Annotated in this window: 11 protein-coding genes and 1 pseudogene; 7 read left to right on the top strand and 5 right to left on the bottom strand. The window is 39.7% G+C overall.

The window, feature by feature from the left end; genetic code table 11:
- Positions 1-25 precede the first annotated feature (25 nt).
- Both DC094_RS01400 and DC094_RS01395 read left to right on the top strand, forming a co-directional pair.
- Entirely contained in the window at positions 26-1,468 is a 1,443-nt protein-coding gene (locus DC094_RS01400; RefSeq protein ID WP_116685300.1) for an SIR2 family protein, read from the top strand.
- A 13-nt stretch (positions 1,469-1,481) separates the two neighbouring features.
- A complete protein-coding gene (locus tag DC094_RS01395; RefSeq protein ID WP_116685299.1) occupies positions 1,482-1,976 on the top strand; it encodes a TIR domain-containing protein in 495 nt (164 codons plus the stop codon).
- A gap of 249 nt (positions 1,977-2,225) precedes the next feature.
- Here DC094_RS01395 and DC094_RS01390 read toward each other — a convergent pair whose 3' ends face one another.
- Both DC094_RS01390 and DC094_RS01385 read right to left on the bottom strand, forming a co-directional pair.
- On the bottom strand, positions 2,226-3,278 hold the full coding sequence (locus DC094_RS01390) for an IS91 family transposase (RefSeq protein ID WP_116685298.1): 1,053 nt from the start codon (positions 3,276-3,278) through the stop codon (positions 2,226-2,228).
- Positions 3,275-3,784, bottom strand: a pseudogene (locus tag DC094_RS01385) (tyrosine-type recombinase/integrase); the annotation flags it as partial. The pseudogene DC094_RS01385 and the gene DC094_RS01390, both read right to left, overlap by 4 nt.
- Positions 3,785-3,938: 154 nt before the next feature.
- Between DC094_RS01385 and DC094_RS01380 the strand changes: the two are divergent.
- Positions 3,939-5,042: a transposase gene (locus DC094_RS01380; protein WP_133245432.1), complete on the top strand. Its 1,104-nt coding sequence runs from the start codon at positions 3,939-3,941 to the stop codon at positions 5,040-5,042.
- 248 nt (positions 5,043-5,290) lie between these two features.
- Here DC094_RS01380 and DC094_RS01375 read toward each other — a convergent pair whose 3' ends face one another.
- The 3 genes from DC094_RS01375 to DC094_RS01360 form a co-directional block, all read right to left on the bottom strand.
- Positions 5,291-5,974 (bottom strand): hypothetical protein, encoded by a 684-nt coding sequence (locus tag DC094_RS01375; RefSeq protein ID WP_133245431.1) that lies wholly within the window; start codon positions 5,972-5,974, stop codon positions 5,291-5,293.
- A gap of 1,064 nt (positions 5,975-7,038) precedes the next feature.
- Positions 7,039-8,430, bottom strand: coding sequence for a hypothetical protein (locus DC094_RS01370; protein WP_116685294.1), 1,392 nt, complete (start codon positions 8,428-8,430; stop codon positions 7,039-7,041).
- 282 nt (positions 8,431-8,712) lie between these two features.
- On the bottom strand, positions 8,713-10,095 hold the full coding sequence (locus tag DC094_RS01360) for a hypothetical protein (protein WP_116685292.1): 1,383 nt from the start codon (positions 10,093-10,095) through the stop codon (positions 8,713-8,715).
- 825 nt (positions 10,096-10,920) lie between these two features.
- Here DC094_RS01360 and DC094_RS01355 point away from each other — a divergent pair.
- The 4 genes from DC094_RS01355 (at position 10,921) to xdhA (ending at position 17,074) form a co-directional block, all read left to right on the top strand.
- Complete coding sequence (locus tag DC094_RS01355; protein WP_116685291.1) at positions 10,921-11,916, top strand: dihydroorotate dehydrogenase-like protein; 996 nt, start codon at positions 10,921-10,923, stop codon at positions 11,914-11,916.
- A 426-nt stretch (positions 11,917-12,342) separates the two neighbouring features.
- Complete coding sequence (gene guaD, locus DC094_RS01350) at positions 12,343-13,659, top strand: guanine deaminase (RefSeq protein WP_133245430.1); 1,317 nt, start codon at positions 12,343-12,345, stop codon at positions 13,657-13,659.
- Between the two features lie 121 nt (positions 13,660-13,780).
- Complete coding sequence (locus DC094_RS01345) at positions 13,781-14,338, top strand: hypothetical protein (RefSeq protein WP_116685289.1); 558 nt, start codon at positions 13,781-13,783, stop codon at positions 14,336-14,338.
- Positions 14,339-14,779: 441 nt separating this feature from the next.
- Positions 14,780-17,074, top strand: coding sequence for a xanthine dehydrogenase subunit XdhA (xdhA, locus tag DC094_RS01340; protein ID WP_116685288.1), 2,295 nt, complete (start codon positions 14,780-14,782; stop codon positions 17,072-17,074).
- Position 17,075 lies beyond the last annotated feature (1 nt).

Genomic DNA, 17,075 nt, shown 5'->3' with positions numbered 1-17,075 from the left:
CAAGTATTCAGGGAGAATCAATTTCATGACATTCAATAACGAAATTGAAGTATTTATTAAAGATTATGTGAAGGACCTACATGAAGGGTCTGCATCTATATTTGCTGGGGCTGGCTTATCCATTCCTTTAGGTTTTGTAAACTGGACCGATTTGATGGAAGAAATTGCTCAAGACCTTGGTCTTGATGTGAAAGTTGAATCAGATTTAGTTTCCTTGGCACAGTTTCACGTAAATGAAAACAGAACACGCTCCAAAATTAGTAGGAAAATTCTTGAAGAGTTTACTGAGGATACAGCCGAGGGTGAAAATCATCGTATTATTGCTAGATTACCTATCTCATCAGTTTGGACGACAAACTATGATGAAATCATAGAGAAGTCATTCTTGAAGCAGGGAAAAGTTCCTGATATTAAATATAACAATAAGCAGCTTCTTTCAAATAAACCTAAAAGAGACGTTGTCATTTATAAAATGCATGGGGATGTTTCGCACCCATCAGATGCAATTATTACGAAAGAACAATATGAAAGTTACCATCAAACTCACGAGCCATTTATTAATGCACTTACAGGAGAGCTGATTACTAAAACATTCCTTTTTCTTGGGTTTAGCTTTACAGACCCTAATTTGGATTATGTATTAAGTCGACTTAACTTTAGGTTTAAAGAAGATAAACGATTGCATTATTGCATTGTGAAAAAACATGTACTTGGTGATTCCTTAAACCCTGATCAAGCTTCTTATGATTATAACTCTAGAAAACAAGAGTTAGTAATTAACGATCTTAAAAGATATGGAATTAAAACTCTTCTCGTTGATGACTATGCGCATATAACTTCTATTTTGCGTGAAATAGAAACTCGTTACAAAAAACGAACAATATTCATATCTGGGAGCGCAGAAATTTATGACCCTTACTCAAGAGTCGAATCAGTAGGATTTATTCATGAAGTATCTAAAAAAATAGTCGAAAAAAACTTTAGGATCGTAAATGGATTTGGTTGGGGAGTAGGTAGTTCTGTCATCAATGGTGCACTTGAAGCTATATACAATAATCCGTTGAAATATTCTGAATCACAGTTAGTGTTAAGACCTTTTCCTCAATTTGAGTCTGGTAGCAAAAAGTTACCTGAACTTTGGGAGGAATATAGAAATCAAATGATATCGTTAAGTGGTATTTCATTGTTTTTATTTGGAAATAAAAACCTCAACGATGAAGTTGTAGATGCAAACGGTGTAATTAGAGAGTTTGAAATTTCAGTATCGTTAGGAAATATAGCTATACCCATAGCCTGCACTGGGTATGCGTCTAAAGCAATATATGAGATTATTATTGCATCAATAGAACAATATTATTCTGACCCATTAATGGCTAAACCTTATCTAGAAAAACTAGCCGATCCAAACACAACATTAGCGGAAAAAATTCCGGTATTATTAAAATTCATTAGAGAGTTAACAAAATAAAGGAGTAGATTTAATGGCTAGAAGAGCATTTTTCAGTTTTCACTATACAGGTGATATCAATCGAATTGGGATCGTTAGAAATTCATGGTTAACTAAAAAAAGTAAAGACGACGCAGGATTTTGGGATGCTGCTGATTGGGAGGAAGTCCAAAAAGATACTGACTTAGCTATAAAGAGATGGATTAATAAACAGTTTGAAAACACTAGCGTAACTGTCGTTTTAATCGGTTCCGAAACATCTGAACGTCCTTGGGTTAACTACGAAATCGAAAAAAGTATCGAGCGAGGAAATGGATTAGTAGGTATACATATACACAACATAAACGGCCTAGGTAAAGGGGTTAGTAAAAAAGGTAAAAACCCATTAGATGGGCATCTAGTCAAATGTACTGATGGAAAAAGTTATAAAGCTTCAGCAATTTATAAAACCTACGATTGGAACTTGAATGATGGTTATAATAATCTAGGTGATTGGATTGAAGAAGCTGCTAAAAAAGCAGGTAAATAAACCTAACAAATAAGGATAGGTGTCGCGCAGCCGACACCTTATCCGGGTGTTGAACAAGCCCGGGTGGCACTCTCTATAGTAAATTACAGATATTTCAACTAAGTAGGTCACGCCCTGCCGCTAAATGCAGGGCGAGCAAAGCTATAAACGCTGGAATCAGCATTTTTGAGAGTGCATTTTTTAGGTCTTTTTGTAACGGCCCTCCTGCTCAATAATTACGCCATTATCCTTATTGTTTTTGCCTTTCGGCTAGACCGGTCGTACCACGCCCAGGCAGCGCATTTCTTCTTTACAGCAAGGGCAAATACGGCGGGGCTTGGTTTTCTCTGGTATTTTTTTGGGGATGATGTAATCCAATAGCGTGCTGAGTACCAGTAATATTCTATAACGCAGCTTTTTGGCGTTTCCGCGTAAAAAACCATAGTCCCGCACCCGTTGTAATCCTTTTGGCAGAACATGTTGCATAATCAACCATAAGAATTCGAGTATCGGTAAGCTTCTGGTTTTCTTTGTTTTACTCTGGCTATCTTGATATTTAAACGTGACCTGAGTGTCGGTGGTTTTAATAATGTCCTTGTCGGGTAATACGCCTCGATATAAATAACGAGACAAGTATTTTAATGCGGGCAGACCAAAACCGACTTTGCGACAATCGACCACCCATTTTTCTGGCAGATAATCAGGTAACCATAATGATTGATGCGCATGTATTGCTTGCAGCATCCGAGCTTTCCAGACTTTTGCTAAAGCAAAGGCATTAAATAAGTATTTTTGGTTGCCTTTTTTCCATTGCTTGGTTTTAGTATTAAATCCACCCGCCGCCACAATAATATGTAAGTGCGGGTGTAAATTCCTTTGCCTGCTATGGGTATGCAATACCGTTGTAAAGCCGATATCGCCAAGCTTTTTGCTTTGGCCAAAGTTTTTGAGAATAGACGCGCTCACCGTGAACATAATTTTATAAAGTGCTTTAGGATGGGTTTTCGCTAAACATCGGAGTTCAAATGGCAAGGTAAAGGTCACCATAAAGTAATGCACGGGCAGCAGTTTTTTTTGCTGTCGCGCCAGCCAATCAGATGTGGTTTGTTGCTGACATTGTGGGCAGTGCCGATGGCCGCAGGACATCGGCAGGCTGTCTTCATACGAGCAGCGGGTACAAGCCCAACTCGAATTGACCGGTGAAGACACTCGGCAATTAAGCAGGGCATGAATCGCATTGCGCTGATCTTTATTGAGCTGGTGACGATATTGCGTTTCAAATGAATCACGATGCTTCCGCAACAATTGAATTAACTGGCTCATTGTAAGCTCCACTGCAAGTTTAAATGGTTGGCCAGTTGGTTGATGGCTGCTGCGGCATTGTTTTGCTTGATGGGGGTTAGCTGAGTATATTTCGCAGTAGTATTCAAACTGCCATGACCGAGCAGGATTTGCAGCGATCGTAAATCCAGCCCTTGCTCTAGCAAATGCGTGGCAAAGCAATGCCGCAAAGAATGCGGGCTAATCAGTTTATTTATTTTACAATCTTGCAGGACTTTTTTAAGTGCTTTTTGTACGCCACCTCTGTCCATAGGTACGTTATTGTTTTTACCTGAACCAGGAAAAATCAAAGTGTTGTGGCGATGGGTTTTCCAATGGCTGCGCAGTGCCAACAGGGTTCGTTGAGGCAACGGTACTAGCCGATCTTTACCGCCTTTGCCATCTCTAATGTGCAACTGCATGGTTTTACTATCGATATCATGAATGGTTAAATTCAGTCCTTCGCTGAGCCGCAAACCCATGCTATAGAGCGTCAGAAAAAATACTTGATAGCGTTGCTTTTGTAAACAATAACGCCACCCAAGATATTATTTATACCTGTCAAAAAACATTTGATTTCTCATTCAGTTGCCATTGATTTAATCTTTGTTAACCGTTGATTTTTGCAGGAGCGGCACTTGAAAAAGTTGTCATTTTCACATCATGCCATCACCCAGAGCAATTCTATACGATCCGAAAGAAAATCCATTTCTCCATGTAATTTCGCGTTGTGTTAGGCGAGGGTGGTTGTGCGGAGAAGATCCAACACTACTCAAAAAGCACCGTAAAAATTACGACCATCGCCGCCAGTGGATTGTCGATAGAATTGATCGACTGAGCAAAGCGTTTGCGGTTGATATCGCAGCTTACGCCGTCATGAGCAACCACTACCACCTGGTGGTTTTTGTGGATGTGCAGCGCGCGAAAAACTGGAATATCAAGCAGGTGTTGTTGCAATATTGCAAGGTGTTCGAGGCGCATCCATGGGTTAAGAGTTATCTCGATCCTGACAAATTTCACATGCTGACTCAAATGCAAATTCAATGGGTTGAAGAAACTGCTGATACTATTTATCGCAAGCGATTATATTCCATTAGCTGGTTTATGCGCTCAATTAACGAGCCGCTGGCACGAATGGCCAACGCGGAAGACCAATGTACTGGTCGATTCTGGGAGGGCCGCTTTAAAGCACAAGCATTGCTGGATCAACAAGCCCTGCTAACTTGTATGGCTTATGTCGATCTTAACCCGCTTCGTGCCGGTATTGCACAAACGCCAGAAAGTTCGAATTACACTTCGGTTCAAGCCCGAGTGGAAACTGAATTACCTGCCAGTAATCATCGTAGAAAGAAAAGCCGAAAAACAAATAATCAGCGGCGCTACGATTATAATTTCGCCCGATTAAAACCTTTTGTTGATAGCAAAACCAAATCTAGCATTAATATCAAAGATAAAATTCATCTGCTGCCATTTAAATTAAAAGATTATTTGGAATTGGTTGATGCCAGTGCTCGCATGGCGCGCACTGATAAGAAACACATGGACAGCAGTTTGCCGCCCATTTTTGAACGATTAGAAATCAAAACAGATGCACGCTGGTGGGCTTCTGCCATGAGCGGTCGCAGCACTGTGATGGCCAGTGCGCGACAGTTTGCCCACGCAATGGGTAATGCGCTGAACCTCAAGCAGTTTCGTGATCGAGTTAAACAACAAACTGAAACTTGGCGACAGCAAATACCATCGCCTGGAAAACAACCACCTTCTTGATAGTCGTTTTTATTGAGTGGGTCTAAATCCAAAATCTTTAAAATCAGATGTAATTTAAATAACCGGAGCTGATCCGGTTTTCGCCGTGGCATCAATTTAATATAATTGCATTCGAGAAGAAGAAAATGGTTGCCGCAATCGCGCTGAATGCTAAGTTTTTGTAGTTATTCGATCATTTAAATTTTTGATCAAGATATATTTAAAATCATGGGTGGCGTACTGAAAAAAAGGCGACACTTATTTTGCTATCATTTATTTCTTATCCGCGCTGATCTGCGCAAGGGCTGCCATGGTTCTGATGACGTACTAGTGTCTGGGTGGGCTATTGATGATACTAAACTAGTAAGTTGATCAATAAAATCTGGTTGTGTAGGGTCAATGACTATAAAATTATGTCTTTTTGCCGATTCTCTTTGAGTGATTTTATCATCAATTAATATTACGTGATGGTTTTGGTAGGTGGTGTTAGTAGTGTGTAAGAGTTTTTTAATATAATTGCCTTTTGAATAAAGGTCTATTTTCTGGTGATGGTCATTGGTTTCTTCTAAGAAAGATGCTACTTGTGTTCGGTTGATAGTTTTTCCTTTAAAATCACCGCCATTTAGGTAAGTCTCTTCAATGAAGGGAATGATTGTCTTTGAGCAATCATAAGTTGCAGTAGTTAATATATTAAAAGATACTAGCGGGCTACGGTTTAATATTTGTAAAATAGGAGGAAGTTCTTGAGCATATAATGCAAGTATTCGTTTTTTAGTAGAAAAATCGACTATTTCACTATCTGATAAATGCTGAGATTGAATTCTAGAGAGCTTTTCTTTCGAATTTTTTCTATCAATACACAGCAAGGTTTGATCCAAATCGAAGAAAAACCAATAGATCGGGTGGATCCCTGCTGGTTGCTGCAAATCCATTTGATGTGCTTGAGTATCCAAAAATCACCGATGAATAAGTGGTTAAGTTAGTTAGATCGAGTCTAGTACAGTCTGTACTATATCTTGTAAAGGCCAAAGCATGCGGTAGCCATAACCATCGCAAAACACCGGTCAGTCACGGCTTTATCAATCCATCCAAAAATGTTTTTTATCATCAGTAGATTGGTTTAGAGTCAGCTAGTCTAGGGGTTGTTAAGTGTGACGGAAGGTGACCCCATCATCTACAGTTTTGGTTTCGCTGTGTAAATTACTTTGATGAATCTACTGGGAGTGCAAACGGCTCGCCTGCCTGGATATCAGATTTGAAGCGCACGTTCGCCATTATTTAAATATATCTATGGCTGCCTGTACTTGCCTGTTCCATTCTATTTTTTATCCGCTCTGATCTACGTAAAGGTTGCCTTGGCATATCGCTGACTGGATTAGGTATAGATGCCATTAGGCTAGTAACAGAAAATCTTGTTACCCAAGAGAATAGCGATGCAAGATGAAAAATAATTTATGAGTGAGCTGGTTGGGTTGTTTATTGGCTTGCTTTTTATAAAAATATCTTGTGCTTGACCAAATTCGATTGTGGGTGGCAAGTGTTTGAGTATTTGCATTGACCAAGTGCGATTATGGGTGGCAAGTATTTGGCAGCAAGTATTTGGCAATAAGTTACCCTGATGGTTTATTGAAATAAGGGCCGTGGAAATAAATAATCTTTCTGTATCTTCTCGTAGGTCATCCCTGAGCCTCGGCGAAGCGTGACATTTCGTTGGCAAGTCGCTATTCGCTTCGCTCATGACGACCTACATTAAGGGTGTTTATTAAATTCCGTACCTCTAGCGCCTAAAAATACAGAATAATTATTGAATTCTGAAACCCTAAATATGTCTATGGCGCATTTTATCAGGCGAGCCGACTGTGCCCCAAAAATCAAGAAAATTTTCAATTATTAAAAAATATATTTCGATCACGACATAATTGCTATAGTGCCAACATGAGATGCAATTTGATCATTCTGTGATCGAGTTCAATAGCTAATGTTTTGAAATGTCATTGATAATTAAGTTGCAAGCGTTTTAATAGTTAGCGGCGCAATACTCTAGGACTTCTGTGTTGCTAAAACATGAATCAACATTTTCGTGGATGGAAATCAGGCTGCTGGTTTCTTTTTTATTTATTATAGGGCAGAGAGCAGAGCAATCTGACAGAATGTTGTTGTGATCAATAATTAAAACGCTGTTTTCATAAGGATGGTAATCGGCACTAGGATAATAAATAAAACTAGGAAAAAGCACTTTTGTTATATTTAAACCTTCTAGATTATTTAGTTTGTCATTGGAAGATATATGAAGCATTTCATAGATTGACGTCACATTAGAAATTCCTTTGATTGATTCAAGTGATTGATTATATCCGATATAGATTGTGCGTCCTATCGATTTTAGATTAGCCAACCCGTCAATATTAATTAAGTTATCATTACCATTAAGCGTAAATTTTCCTCCAATCGATGTTAGTTTAGATAAAGGTTCTATCGTTCTTAATCCATGAACAGCTACGATATAAAGATTATTAGCGATAGAAGATATCATATTAAGACCTTCTAAATTTGTTATATCGTAAGCTTCGTCAAAATTATTATCAGCACCTATAATTAAACTGCCTTTAATGCCAGTGCATTTATTTTTTGCATAAAAGTCGTCAATTTCGCTTTGTTTTGTAAAGGTGTAATCTCCTACCGGGCAAAATGTTTCAGCTCCACAGTCTTTTTTAACGCTATTCAAGTTAGCGCACTGCGCTTTATTTCTAGCAATATTAGCACCATCTAATAAGCTTGATTTATTCGAAAGAGTTGGGCAAAGGCTAGAGCAATCCGAGAGAGATGGATTCCCTGAAATGATCAAATTTTGTTTGTAATTGATAGTATCTGCGAGCGCAATATTTATTCCATAAATATGGGGTAAAGACTGATTGTTAATGACACTGATATTTCCTCCAATATCTTGTAATTTTGAAAGTCCGCTTACATTATATAAACTGTTATTTGAATCGATAGATAGGTCACCCTCCAAAGTAGTAAGGGCATAAAGCCAGTCGAATTGAGAGAGTAGTGGGTTTTCACTAATGAGTAAGTTTTTTCCTATAAAAGTAATACCGTGTAAACCAAAAAGGCGAGTTAATGATTCATTGTTTCTGATCTGAAGACTTCCACCTATTGACGTTAAATGTTTCAATTTTGATATGCTGTAGATATTTGATTTGATTTTTTGATCATTGCCAATGATTAAATCTCCAGTAATGATTTGGCAATCATCCGGGAAGGCATCGACTTCAGCTTGCGTACTTAATTGATAAGATGATTCTTTGCATATTACTTCACCCAAAGTAGTAACGACCTCGGCGTAAGCGCACCCATAAAAAATTGTTTGAATTAATATGGTCAGAATAAAACATTTAATGTTTTTCATATTGTAAGTCCAACTGTCTGTTTTTAAATTAAACGGCAATTAGCTATAGGATGTTTGGCTTTGTAATTTTATTTGCAGTTTCAAGATGTATGTTTAATGGTGAAGTTCATGTATAAAACTTTAACACCAACTCACCCGTTCACCAGCTTATTAGCAAACTGCTCTGGGACAGAAAAATTACAAGCGCTGAGCCTAGCGCTACTATTGCCGTTGCGTCAAACTGTCAAAACAAAAAACACACCGCAGCTTTGGCGCGCCGTCGATTATTTAAACATAATCAGTTTAATAATTAACAGCGCAATGTTCTAGTACTTCTGTATTGCTGAAGCATGATCCGATATTTCTTTGGATAAAAATAATATTGTTAAGATCTTTTTTATTTATAATAGGGCAGAGGGCTGAGCAATCTCTCAGCATGTTATTGTCATTAATAATTAAAGCATCTCCTTTAAAAGGAGAAAGCACTTCTGTTATATTAAAACCTTCTAGACTATCCAATTTATCATTGTGCTCTATCTCTAATCCTTCATGAATTGACGTCACATTAGAAATGCCTTCTATCGATTCAAGTGATTGATTAAAAGCAATATAAAGCCAACGTCCTATCGAATTTAAATTAAAAAGTCCGTCGATATTCGTCAGGTTTTTATTAGCAGAAATTTTAAGGTGTCCTCCAACCGAAATAAGCTTAGATAGAGGATCTATCGTTTGTAAGTCATGAATAACCATGATAGAAAGATTATTGGCGACAGAGGATATCATATTAAGACCCTCTAAATTCGTTATGTCGTAAGTTTCGTTAAAGTTAGGTGTGGCACTACCTATTATTAAGTTTCCTTGGATGCGAGTGCATTGGCTTTTAGCATAAAAATCATCAATTTCGCTTTGTCTTTCAAATGTATAGTCTTTTGCTGGGCAAAGTGTTTCAATTCTACAATCTTCTTCTACGCTATTCAGGCTAGAGCACTGTGCTTTATTCCTGGTAATATTCACCCCATCTAACTCTGATTTATTCAAGAGTGCCGGGCAAAGGCTAGAGCAATCTGAGAGAGATGGATTCCCTGAAATAATCAAGTTTTGTTCGTCATTTACAATATTGTCAGGTTTTAGATTAATTCCATACAGCTGGGGTAAAGACTCGTTGTTAATGACACTGATATTTCCTCCAATATCTTGTAATTTTGAAAGTCCGCTTACATTATATAAACTGTTATTTGAATCGATAGATAGGTCACCCTCCAAAGTAGTAAGGGCATAAAGCCAGTCGAATTGAGAGAGTAGTGGGTTTTCACTAATGAGTAAGTTTTTTCCTATAAAAGTAATACCGTGCAAACCAAAAAGGCTAGTTAATGATTCATTGTTTCTGATTTGAAGGCTTTTACCTATTGATGTTAAATGTTTCAATCTTGATATGCTGTAGATATTTGATTTAATTTCTTGATCGTTGCCAATGATTAAATCTCCAGTAATGATTTGGCAATCATCCGGGAAGGCATCGACTTCAGCTTGCGTACTTAATTGATAAGATGATTCTTCGCATATTACTTTATGTGTTTCAATAGAGTATTGATTCTCTTTCAGAGTAGTAGCTTCTTCAGCGTAGGCACTTCCATAAAAAATTATTTGAATTAATATGGTTGAAATAAAACATTTAATGCTTTTCATATTGTAAGCCTGGTTGTTTGTTTTTATTGAAGCAGAGCGTTATGACTTATTGATATTTTGGCTTTGCACTTTATCTTCGGTGTTAATTTTTAGAATGAAATATCTAGCAGTTAACTGTTTAATCAATCAATGAAAACAAGAGAAGTATTGTAACGCTTAAAGTCTACAAGCTATGCAGAATTACATGTTTCTCAAAAGACAGTGGGTCACTTAAAAGTAATAGAGGGGTGCTATGTTAACGTGTTCATTTTACATTCGGGTTATCTTAATTCTTTAATTTAATTGTGTTTCTGGTGTTGGGCTTTGATGTTTTAGATTATATCTGAAGCTGATTGGTTGGTGGCAAGTGCTAATGCATAGCCGCAGAAACTTAAAATTGTCCGAATAATATTTGCGGAGCATGGCAGGCATTTTCTGACCTACAATACCCGCAACCTATTAGAAGTGTAGATTTAATAAGCGCCCAGATCACTGGCAATGTTAAGGGAAGGTCGACGTTAAATAATGCTCCAGTTTATCTTTGAATATTTGAATAAGTTTTAGAATCTTGCTCCCCCTTGCATATGGATCTCTACCGCTACCTTTGGCTGCTATACGATTTTGTATTGATTCGAGTAAACAGTGAAATACTAAAGATTACTAGTTTCGGCAAGCTATTTGCATGGATTTACTGATTTATCAGAATGGTGTTATGTGAGTCATATTTAAACTGTCGATGCATTGACAGCACCGCTGGTTACTTTGGGTGTATAAAGAAGTTGCGGATAACGGATCAAACCGATTCAATAGCGGTTAAATAACATTTACGAAGTAAGGGAGAATGATATGGATCTGAGTAGCCGTTATATGGGGCTGGATCTGGCGCACCCACTGATGGCTTCGGCCAGTCCTTTGTCGATGACTTTAGATGGTATTCGAGCACTGGAAGATGCGGGTGTTAGTGGGTTGGTGTTGTTTTCCCTGTTTGAAGAGCAGCTGCAAGCTGAGCAGGATTTTGATGACTTGCTGCAGTTATATGGAGATGACAGCTTTGCCGAATCTTTAAGTTTTCTGCCGCGTCATGGCCATTATTCAGAAGCTGCTGAACATTACCTGGAATTAATTCGCAAGGCTAAAGACGCGACAAATATTCCTATTATTGGCAGCATTAATGGCGTGACTTCTGATGGATGGATACAGTACGCCAAGCAAATGGAGCAAGCAGGTGCAGATGGTCTAGAGCTGCACTTGTATTATCACCCGCCATCGTTAGATATTAGCGGCCGTGAAGTTGAAGCCCACTATATTGAAACGGCCAGGCGAGTGAAGCAGTCGGTTAATATTCCTGTAGCACTCAAGCTTGACCCTTATTTCAGTGCTTTTGGCAATATGGCAAAGCAGCTGGACCAGACTGGTGTTGATGCATTAGTGATGTTCAACCGGCTGCTGATGCAAGATTTCCGCATTGACAGTTTGCAGATAAAATCAGCACCGCCCTATAGCCATCCTGGTGATATCGCTTTGCCGCTGCATTGGATTGCTGTGTTATATGGCAAGTTAAAAACTTCGTTGGCAGCAACGACCGGAGTGTATTGCGCTGATGATGCGATTAAATATTTGTTGGCTGGTGCAGATTCAGTGATGTTGGCTTCTTGTTTGATTAAACATGGCCCTGAACATGTCCAAACTATTTTGTCTGGCATTAAACAGTGGATGGAAGTGCAGGGTATGCAATCTATCGATGAAATGCGCGGCATTATGAGCGAATCGGCTGTACCTAATCCAGAAGCGTTTGAGCGCTTGAGTTATTTAAGTACCATCGCCGCAGGTAAGCGCGCTTAAATGTTAAGCGATGGTTTTTGCCAAAATGATCGAATAACAGACAGTGGTATTGACTAGATTGATAAACTGTTCTGACGCTTGTGATCAATTTTGATAATATCCTTGCGCAATATACTTGGAAATCCCGGCAATATTGCTCCAGTAGAGCGATCACCGGGATTTTTTTTGGCTTAAATCTAGCCTCAAGTGAGTTCACCGAGTCGAAGGATCGACGGTTTCACGCAGTGTGCCAAGGACTAGCAAATGCGATATATGCTTGATTGAACAAGAGTTGCCAGTTGGTACAGTTAATATGCCAATGGCGGTAAATAGAGCTCTGAAGCAGCGGGCAAACGGTTAGATGCTAGGTTATTTAGGAAAGCTGGCGCGCTAATTGCGTTATAAAGCCTAATGCTTAGTGATGAAATAGATCGAGGACATAATGTTATGGCTCAGTCAGCCGGTAACTTGAAGGCCTTTCGCGGCAGTTTGGTCGATATCGCCAAAGTAGTGGATCAACCACAAGATATTGACCAACAAGTTCGCAGTGTAGAAGATGGATTATTAATTGTTAAAGACGGCAAAATAGAATTTGCCGGCGAATATCAGCAAGGTAAGTTATTGCTTGCCGACGATGTTTTAGTACATGACTATCGTGGCAAGCTGATTGTTCCAGGGTTTATTGATGCCCATATTCACTATCCTCAACTGGAAATGATTGGCGCCCATGGCGAGCAATTATTGGAATGGCTGAACACCTATACCTTCCCAACCGAGCGTAAATACGGAGATAAGGAATATGCCACTGCAATGGCAAAATTATTCCTTGATCAGTTATTCCGTAACGGTACCACCACGGCTTTGGTTTTCTGTAGTGTGCATCCTGAATCGGTCGATGCATTATTTGAGCAAGCAGAAAACTTTAATATGCGGGTGATTGCCGGCAAGGTGATGATGGATCGCAATGCCCCTGACTATTTGCTGGATACCCCAGAAAGTAGTTATAGCGATAGCAAAGCGTTAATTGAAAAATGGCACAAAAAAGGCCGCGCACTTTATGCGATTACCCCGCGTTTTGCTCCAACCTCAACACCAGAGCAGCTAGAACTAGCGGGTCGATTACGCGAAGAATATCCTGACACCTATTTGCATACTCATTTATCAGAAAACCTCAATGAAATTGCTTGGGTAAAAGAATTGTTCCCAGAGCAAAATGGTTATCTGGATGTTTATGACCACTACAAGTTAGTCGGTGAACGTTCGGTGTTTGCGCACGGTGTGCATCTGGAAGATCATGAGTTTTGCTGCATGGGTGATAAGGGCGCTGCAATAGCATTCTGTCCTACGTCGAACCTGTATTTGGGCAGTGGTTTATTCAAACTGCACAAAACTTGGCAGTATAATGTTCGCGTCGGTATGGGTACTGATATTGGTGCAGGCACCAGTTTCAATATGCTGCAAACACTGAATGAGGCGTATAAGGTTTGTCAGTTGCAAGGTAAAAAGCTCTCTGCATTTGAAAGCTTTTATCATGCAACACTGGGTGGCGCTCGTTCGTTGTATCTGGAAGACAAGCTAGGTAACTTCGACCAAGGCAAAGAAGCAGATTTCGTGGTGATGGATCCGGCAGCGACTAGTTTGCAACAGCTGCGCTGGGAAAACTCTAAATCCTTAGCTGAAAAGCTGTTTGTATTAATGACGATTGGCGATGATCGAAATATCTATCGTACTTATGTTGATGGCAAGCTAGCGTTTCAGAAGTAAATCTTTCGATTAAATAGCAAATGCATTATTGATAATCATTGCTAGAGTTAGAAGGCGGTTACCGAGAGATGGGTAGTCGCTTTTTTTATTGGTTTTATTTAGACATTGGCAAGGAAGCGCAATGTACCATTTGTTTTTTGATGTGGATTTAACCTTGGCTTCACATGCAAATGATTTGCAGTGGATGGAGGCTGGATGGAGAGATAGGGCCATGGCTAATTGTGGAGAGCCTTATATTAACGAGGCATGTGGGTACATTCATAGTCCATTGTTTAAAATGCATCATCAGCAATTTTTTATTAAGATAAAACCATTGGTTTTTAGTTATTGTAAAATTTATATCGTAGCAGCGGGCTATGCGAATGATAAGGATTCATTGTTAGAGATGATTGAATATTTTTATGGCCAAGGAATTTTTTCTGTAGAAAGAGTATATAACCGAATTGACTTAATTTTCTATGAAGGGGAAAAAACTGATCTGATCTACGATGTTATTGGTGAAGCTCAACTCGCCACAGAACAGCAGAAAAAAAGAATCGTTCTTATAGATGATAAGGTTGATTTCAGATTTAGTGCTGAAACTTTTGGTTTTAGAACTTTAAATCCTACTGCTGAAGATTATGTAGAACAATTAGCTACGTTGCAAAAAGATATTGTTGCATTGGCCCAAAAGCCCTAACAATAAATTGTCGTTTTTAGTAATATCAAACTGATAATCAATTATTAAACAGCTACTTACCTAGCACTTGTTTTACTGCTTGATAGAGAGCTGCTCTATAATTGAGTATAAGGCTGATTAAAGTTCTCTTTTTTCTTTCAAAGACTAGGTTTTCTTTCTTTTCGAACACTAAAGTATTCGTTTACTCCTTCCTTTAATGATCTGTCCCCGTCGCTCTGGCAGGTTTTTTGCACTGATTCCTGTAGATCGTTTCTAAGTTGTTTTTTCCAGAAAGGCTACGCTGGATTTTCATCAGAAATTGTTTGATTTACCTGTTGAAAATCAATGAAAAAAACCAGTCGATAAGCAGTCACTAACACTGAAGATCAGCTGCATGTTTTAGCAAGCGTAACTGCTGGAATAGCATTGGGATTCACCCTAATAAAAGGGAGCTATGATTTTATGGCCGTAGGAGATTCAGTCCCGCGCATTGAGGCTGCTGCCAAGGTTACAGGTCGCGCCAGATTCGCCGGAGATTTCACCCTTCCCGGAATGCGTATTGCTAAGTATTTACGCAGTTCCATCGCCCATGGGCGTGTCACTTCTATTGATGTTTCGAAAGCCAAAGTGCTGCCTGGTGTTGATGGCGTATTTACCTTCGCAGATGTCCCCAAAATTGATTTCGCCACCGCTGGCCACGCTTATTCATTAGATCCACGCGCCCGCGATGTCGAAGACCGCATGCTATTGACCGATCATATTCGTTATCACGGTGATGAAATTGCCATTGTGGTTGCAGCGAATGATTTAATTGCGCGCCAAGCATTAGAATTGATCGAAGTTGAGTATCAAGAGTTACCACCGATTCTGACGGCTGAGCAGGCTTATCAAATTGATGCAGAAGATCTTCATCCAGGTAAAGGTACAACATCAGTAAATGAATGCGGTGCCCATGAATATGTTCTGGGTAATGTTGAGCAATCATTGGCCGATGCCGATCATCTTTTAAATGGCCGTTACACTACGCAAATGGTGCAGCATTGCCATATGGAAACCCATGTTGGCTATGCCTATATGGATGATCTGGATTATATCGTGGTGGTTTCTTCTACCCAAATCCCCCATATTTGCCGCCGAATTGTTGCCCAGTCACTCGATATGCCATTGCACCAAATTCGGGTGATTAAACCGGCAATCGGTGGTGGTTTTGGTAATAAGCAAGATGTCGTGCTTGAACCCATGCTGGCGTTCCTGACTAAAAAGCTGGGTGGTTTGCCGGTTAGAATTGAAATGACCCGCGAAGAAAATATGGTAGCGACTCGGGTTCGTCACCCATTTGATGTCAAAATTAAAGCTGGTGTTAATAATGACGGCACTTTAAAAGGACTGTCATTAGATGTGCTTTCTAATACCGGTGCATATGCTTCCCATGGTCATTCCATTTGTAAGGCAGCCGGTAGTAAGTTAGCACCATTATATCCGCGGACAGCGCTTCGTTATAACGCAAAAACATTTTATTCGACCCTGCCTGCCGGCGGCGCGATGCGTGGTTATGGTTCGCCACAAATTATTTTTGCGGTTGATAATATGATGGAACAAGCCGCAGCCAAAATTGGCATGGACCCGGTAGATTTCCGAATCAAAAATGCTGCAGTTGCTGGTGATATTAATCCGCTTTCTGGTAAGGCAATTGATAGTTGCGGTTTAATTGAGTGTTTGCAAAAAGGTCGTGACATTCTTAATTGGGATCAGCGGCGAAAAGAATTACAGCAGCAGACCGGTCGAGTTCGTCGCGGTGTCGGTGTTGCCTGCTTTGCCTACGGCAGTGGTACTTATCCTGCTGGTGTAGAAATCGCTGGTGCAAGAATGGTATTGAACCAGGACGGCTCAGCCAATTTACATGTTGGAGCGGTTGAAATAGGCCAGGGTTCTGACACGGTTTTTGCGCAAATGGCGGCAGAACGATTAGGTATATCGGTTGATATGATTCGAGTGGTCTCTACTCAGGATACTGACAGCACACCATTTGACCCAGGAGCGTTTGCTTCTCGTCAAACCTATGTTGCCAGCCCTGCGGTAGCCGGTGCTGCAGAAAAACTGCGTAAAAAGATTCTTGACCATGCGGCATTAATGCTTGAGAAAAAAGCAGAAACATTAGATATCCATCAGAAAGATATTATTGAACGCACCAGTGGTGAAAAACTACTGAGCTTACAAGATTTATCATTAGATGCTTATTATCACAAAGAGCGTGGTGGCCAGATTACCGCTGAAATGTCGACTAAAATGACCGCCAATGCCTATGCATATGGCGCGACCTTCACCGAAATTGAAGTCGATTTAGATATGTGTCGGATTGAAATAAAAAAAATCTGGAACATCCATGATGCCGGTAAAATTATCAACCCACTGTTAGCTCGAGGCCAGGTAGAAGGTGGTGTTGGTATGGGTATTGCCGGTGCGCTGGCAGAAGAAATGTTGATAAATGCCAAGAACGGAAAAATATTAAATGGCAATTTATTAGATTATAAAATGCCGACCTGCCTTGATTTGCCCGATATTGATTGTGATTTTGTTGAAACAGATGAATCGACAGCCCCCTTTGGTAATAAATCATTGGGTGAACCGCCGCTATTATCAGTAGCACCTGCGATTCGTAATGCATTATTACATGCAACAAGTGTTCAGGTGGATTCTTTGCCAATGTCGCCAAAAGCATTGTTTATTCATTTCCGTGATGCGGGCCTGTTAGGGTAAT

Source organism: Pelagibaculum spongiae (genome assembly GCF_003097315.1).
Classification (GTDB): Bacteria; Pseudomonadota; Gammaproteobacteria; order Enterobacterales; family Pelagibaculaceae; genus Pelagibaculum; species Pelagibaculum spongiae.
The sequence above is the reverse complement of the archived record's forward strand: the minus strand, read 5'-3'. Positions and strand labels throughout refer to the sequence as shown.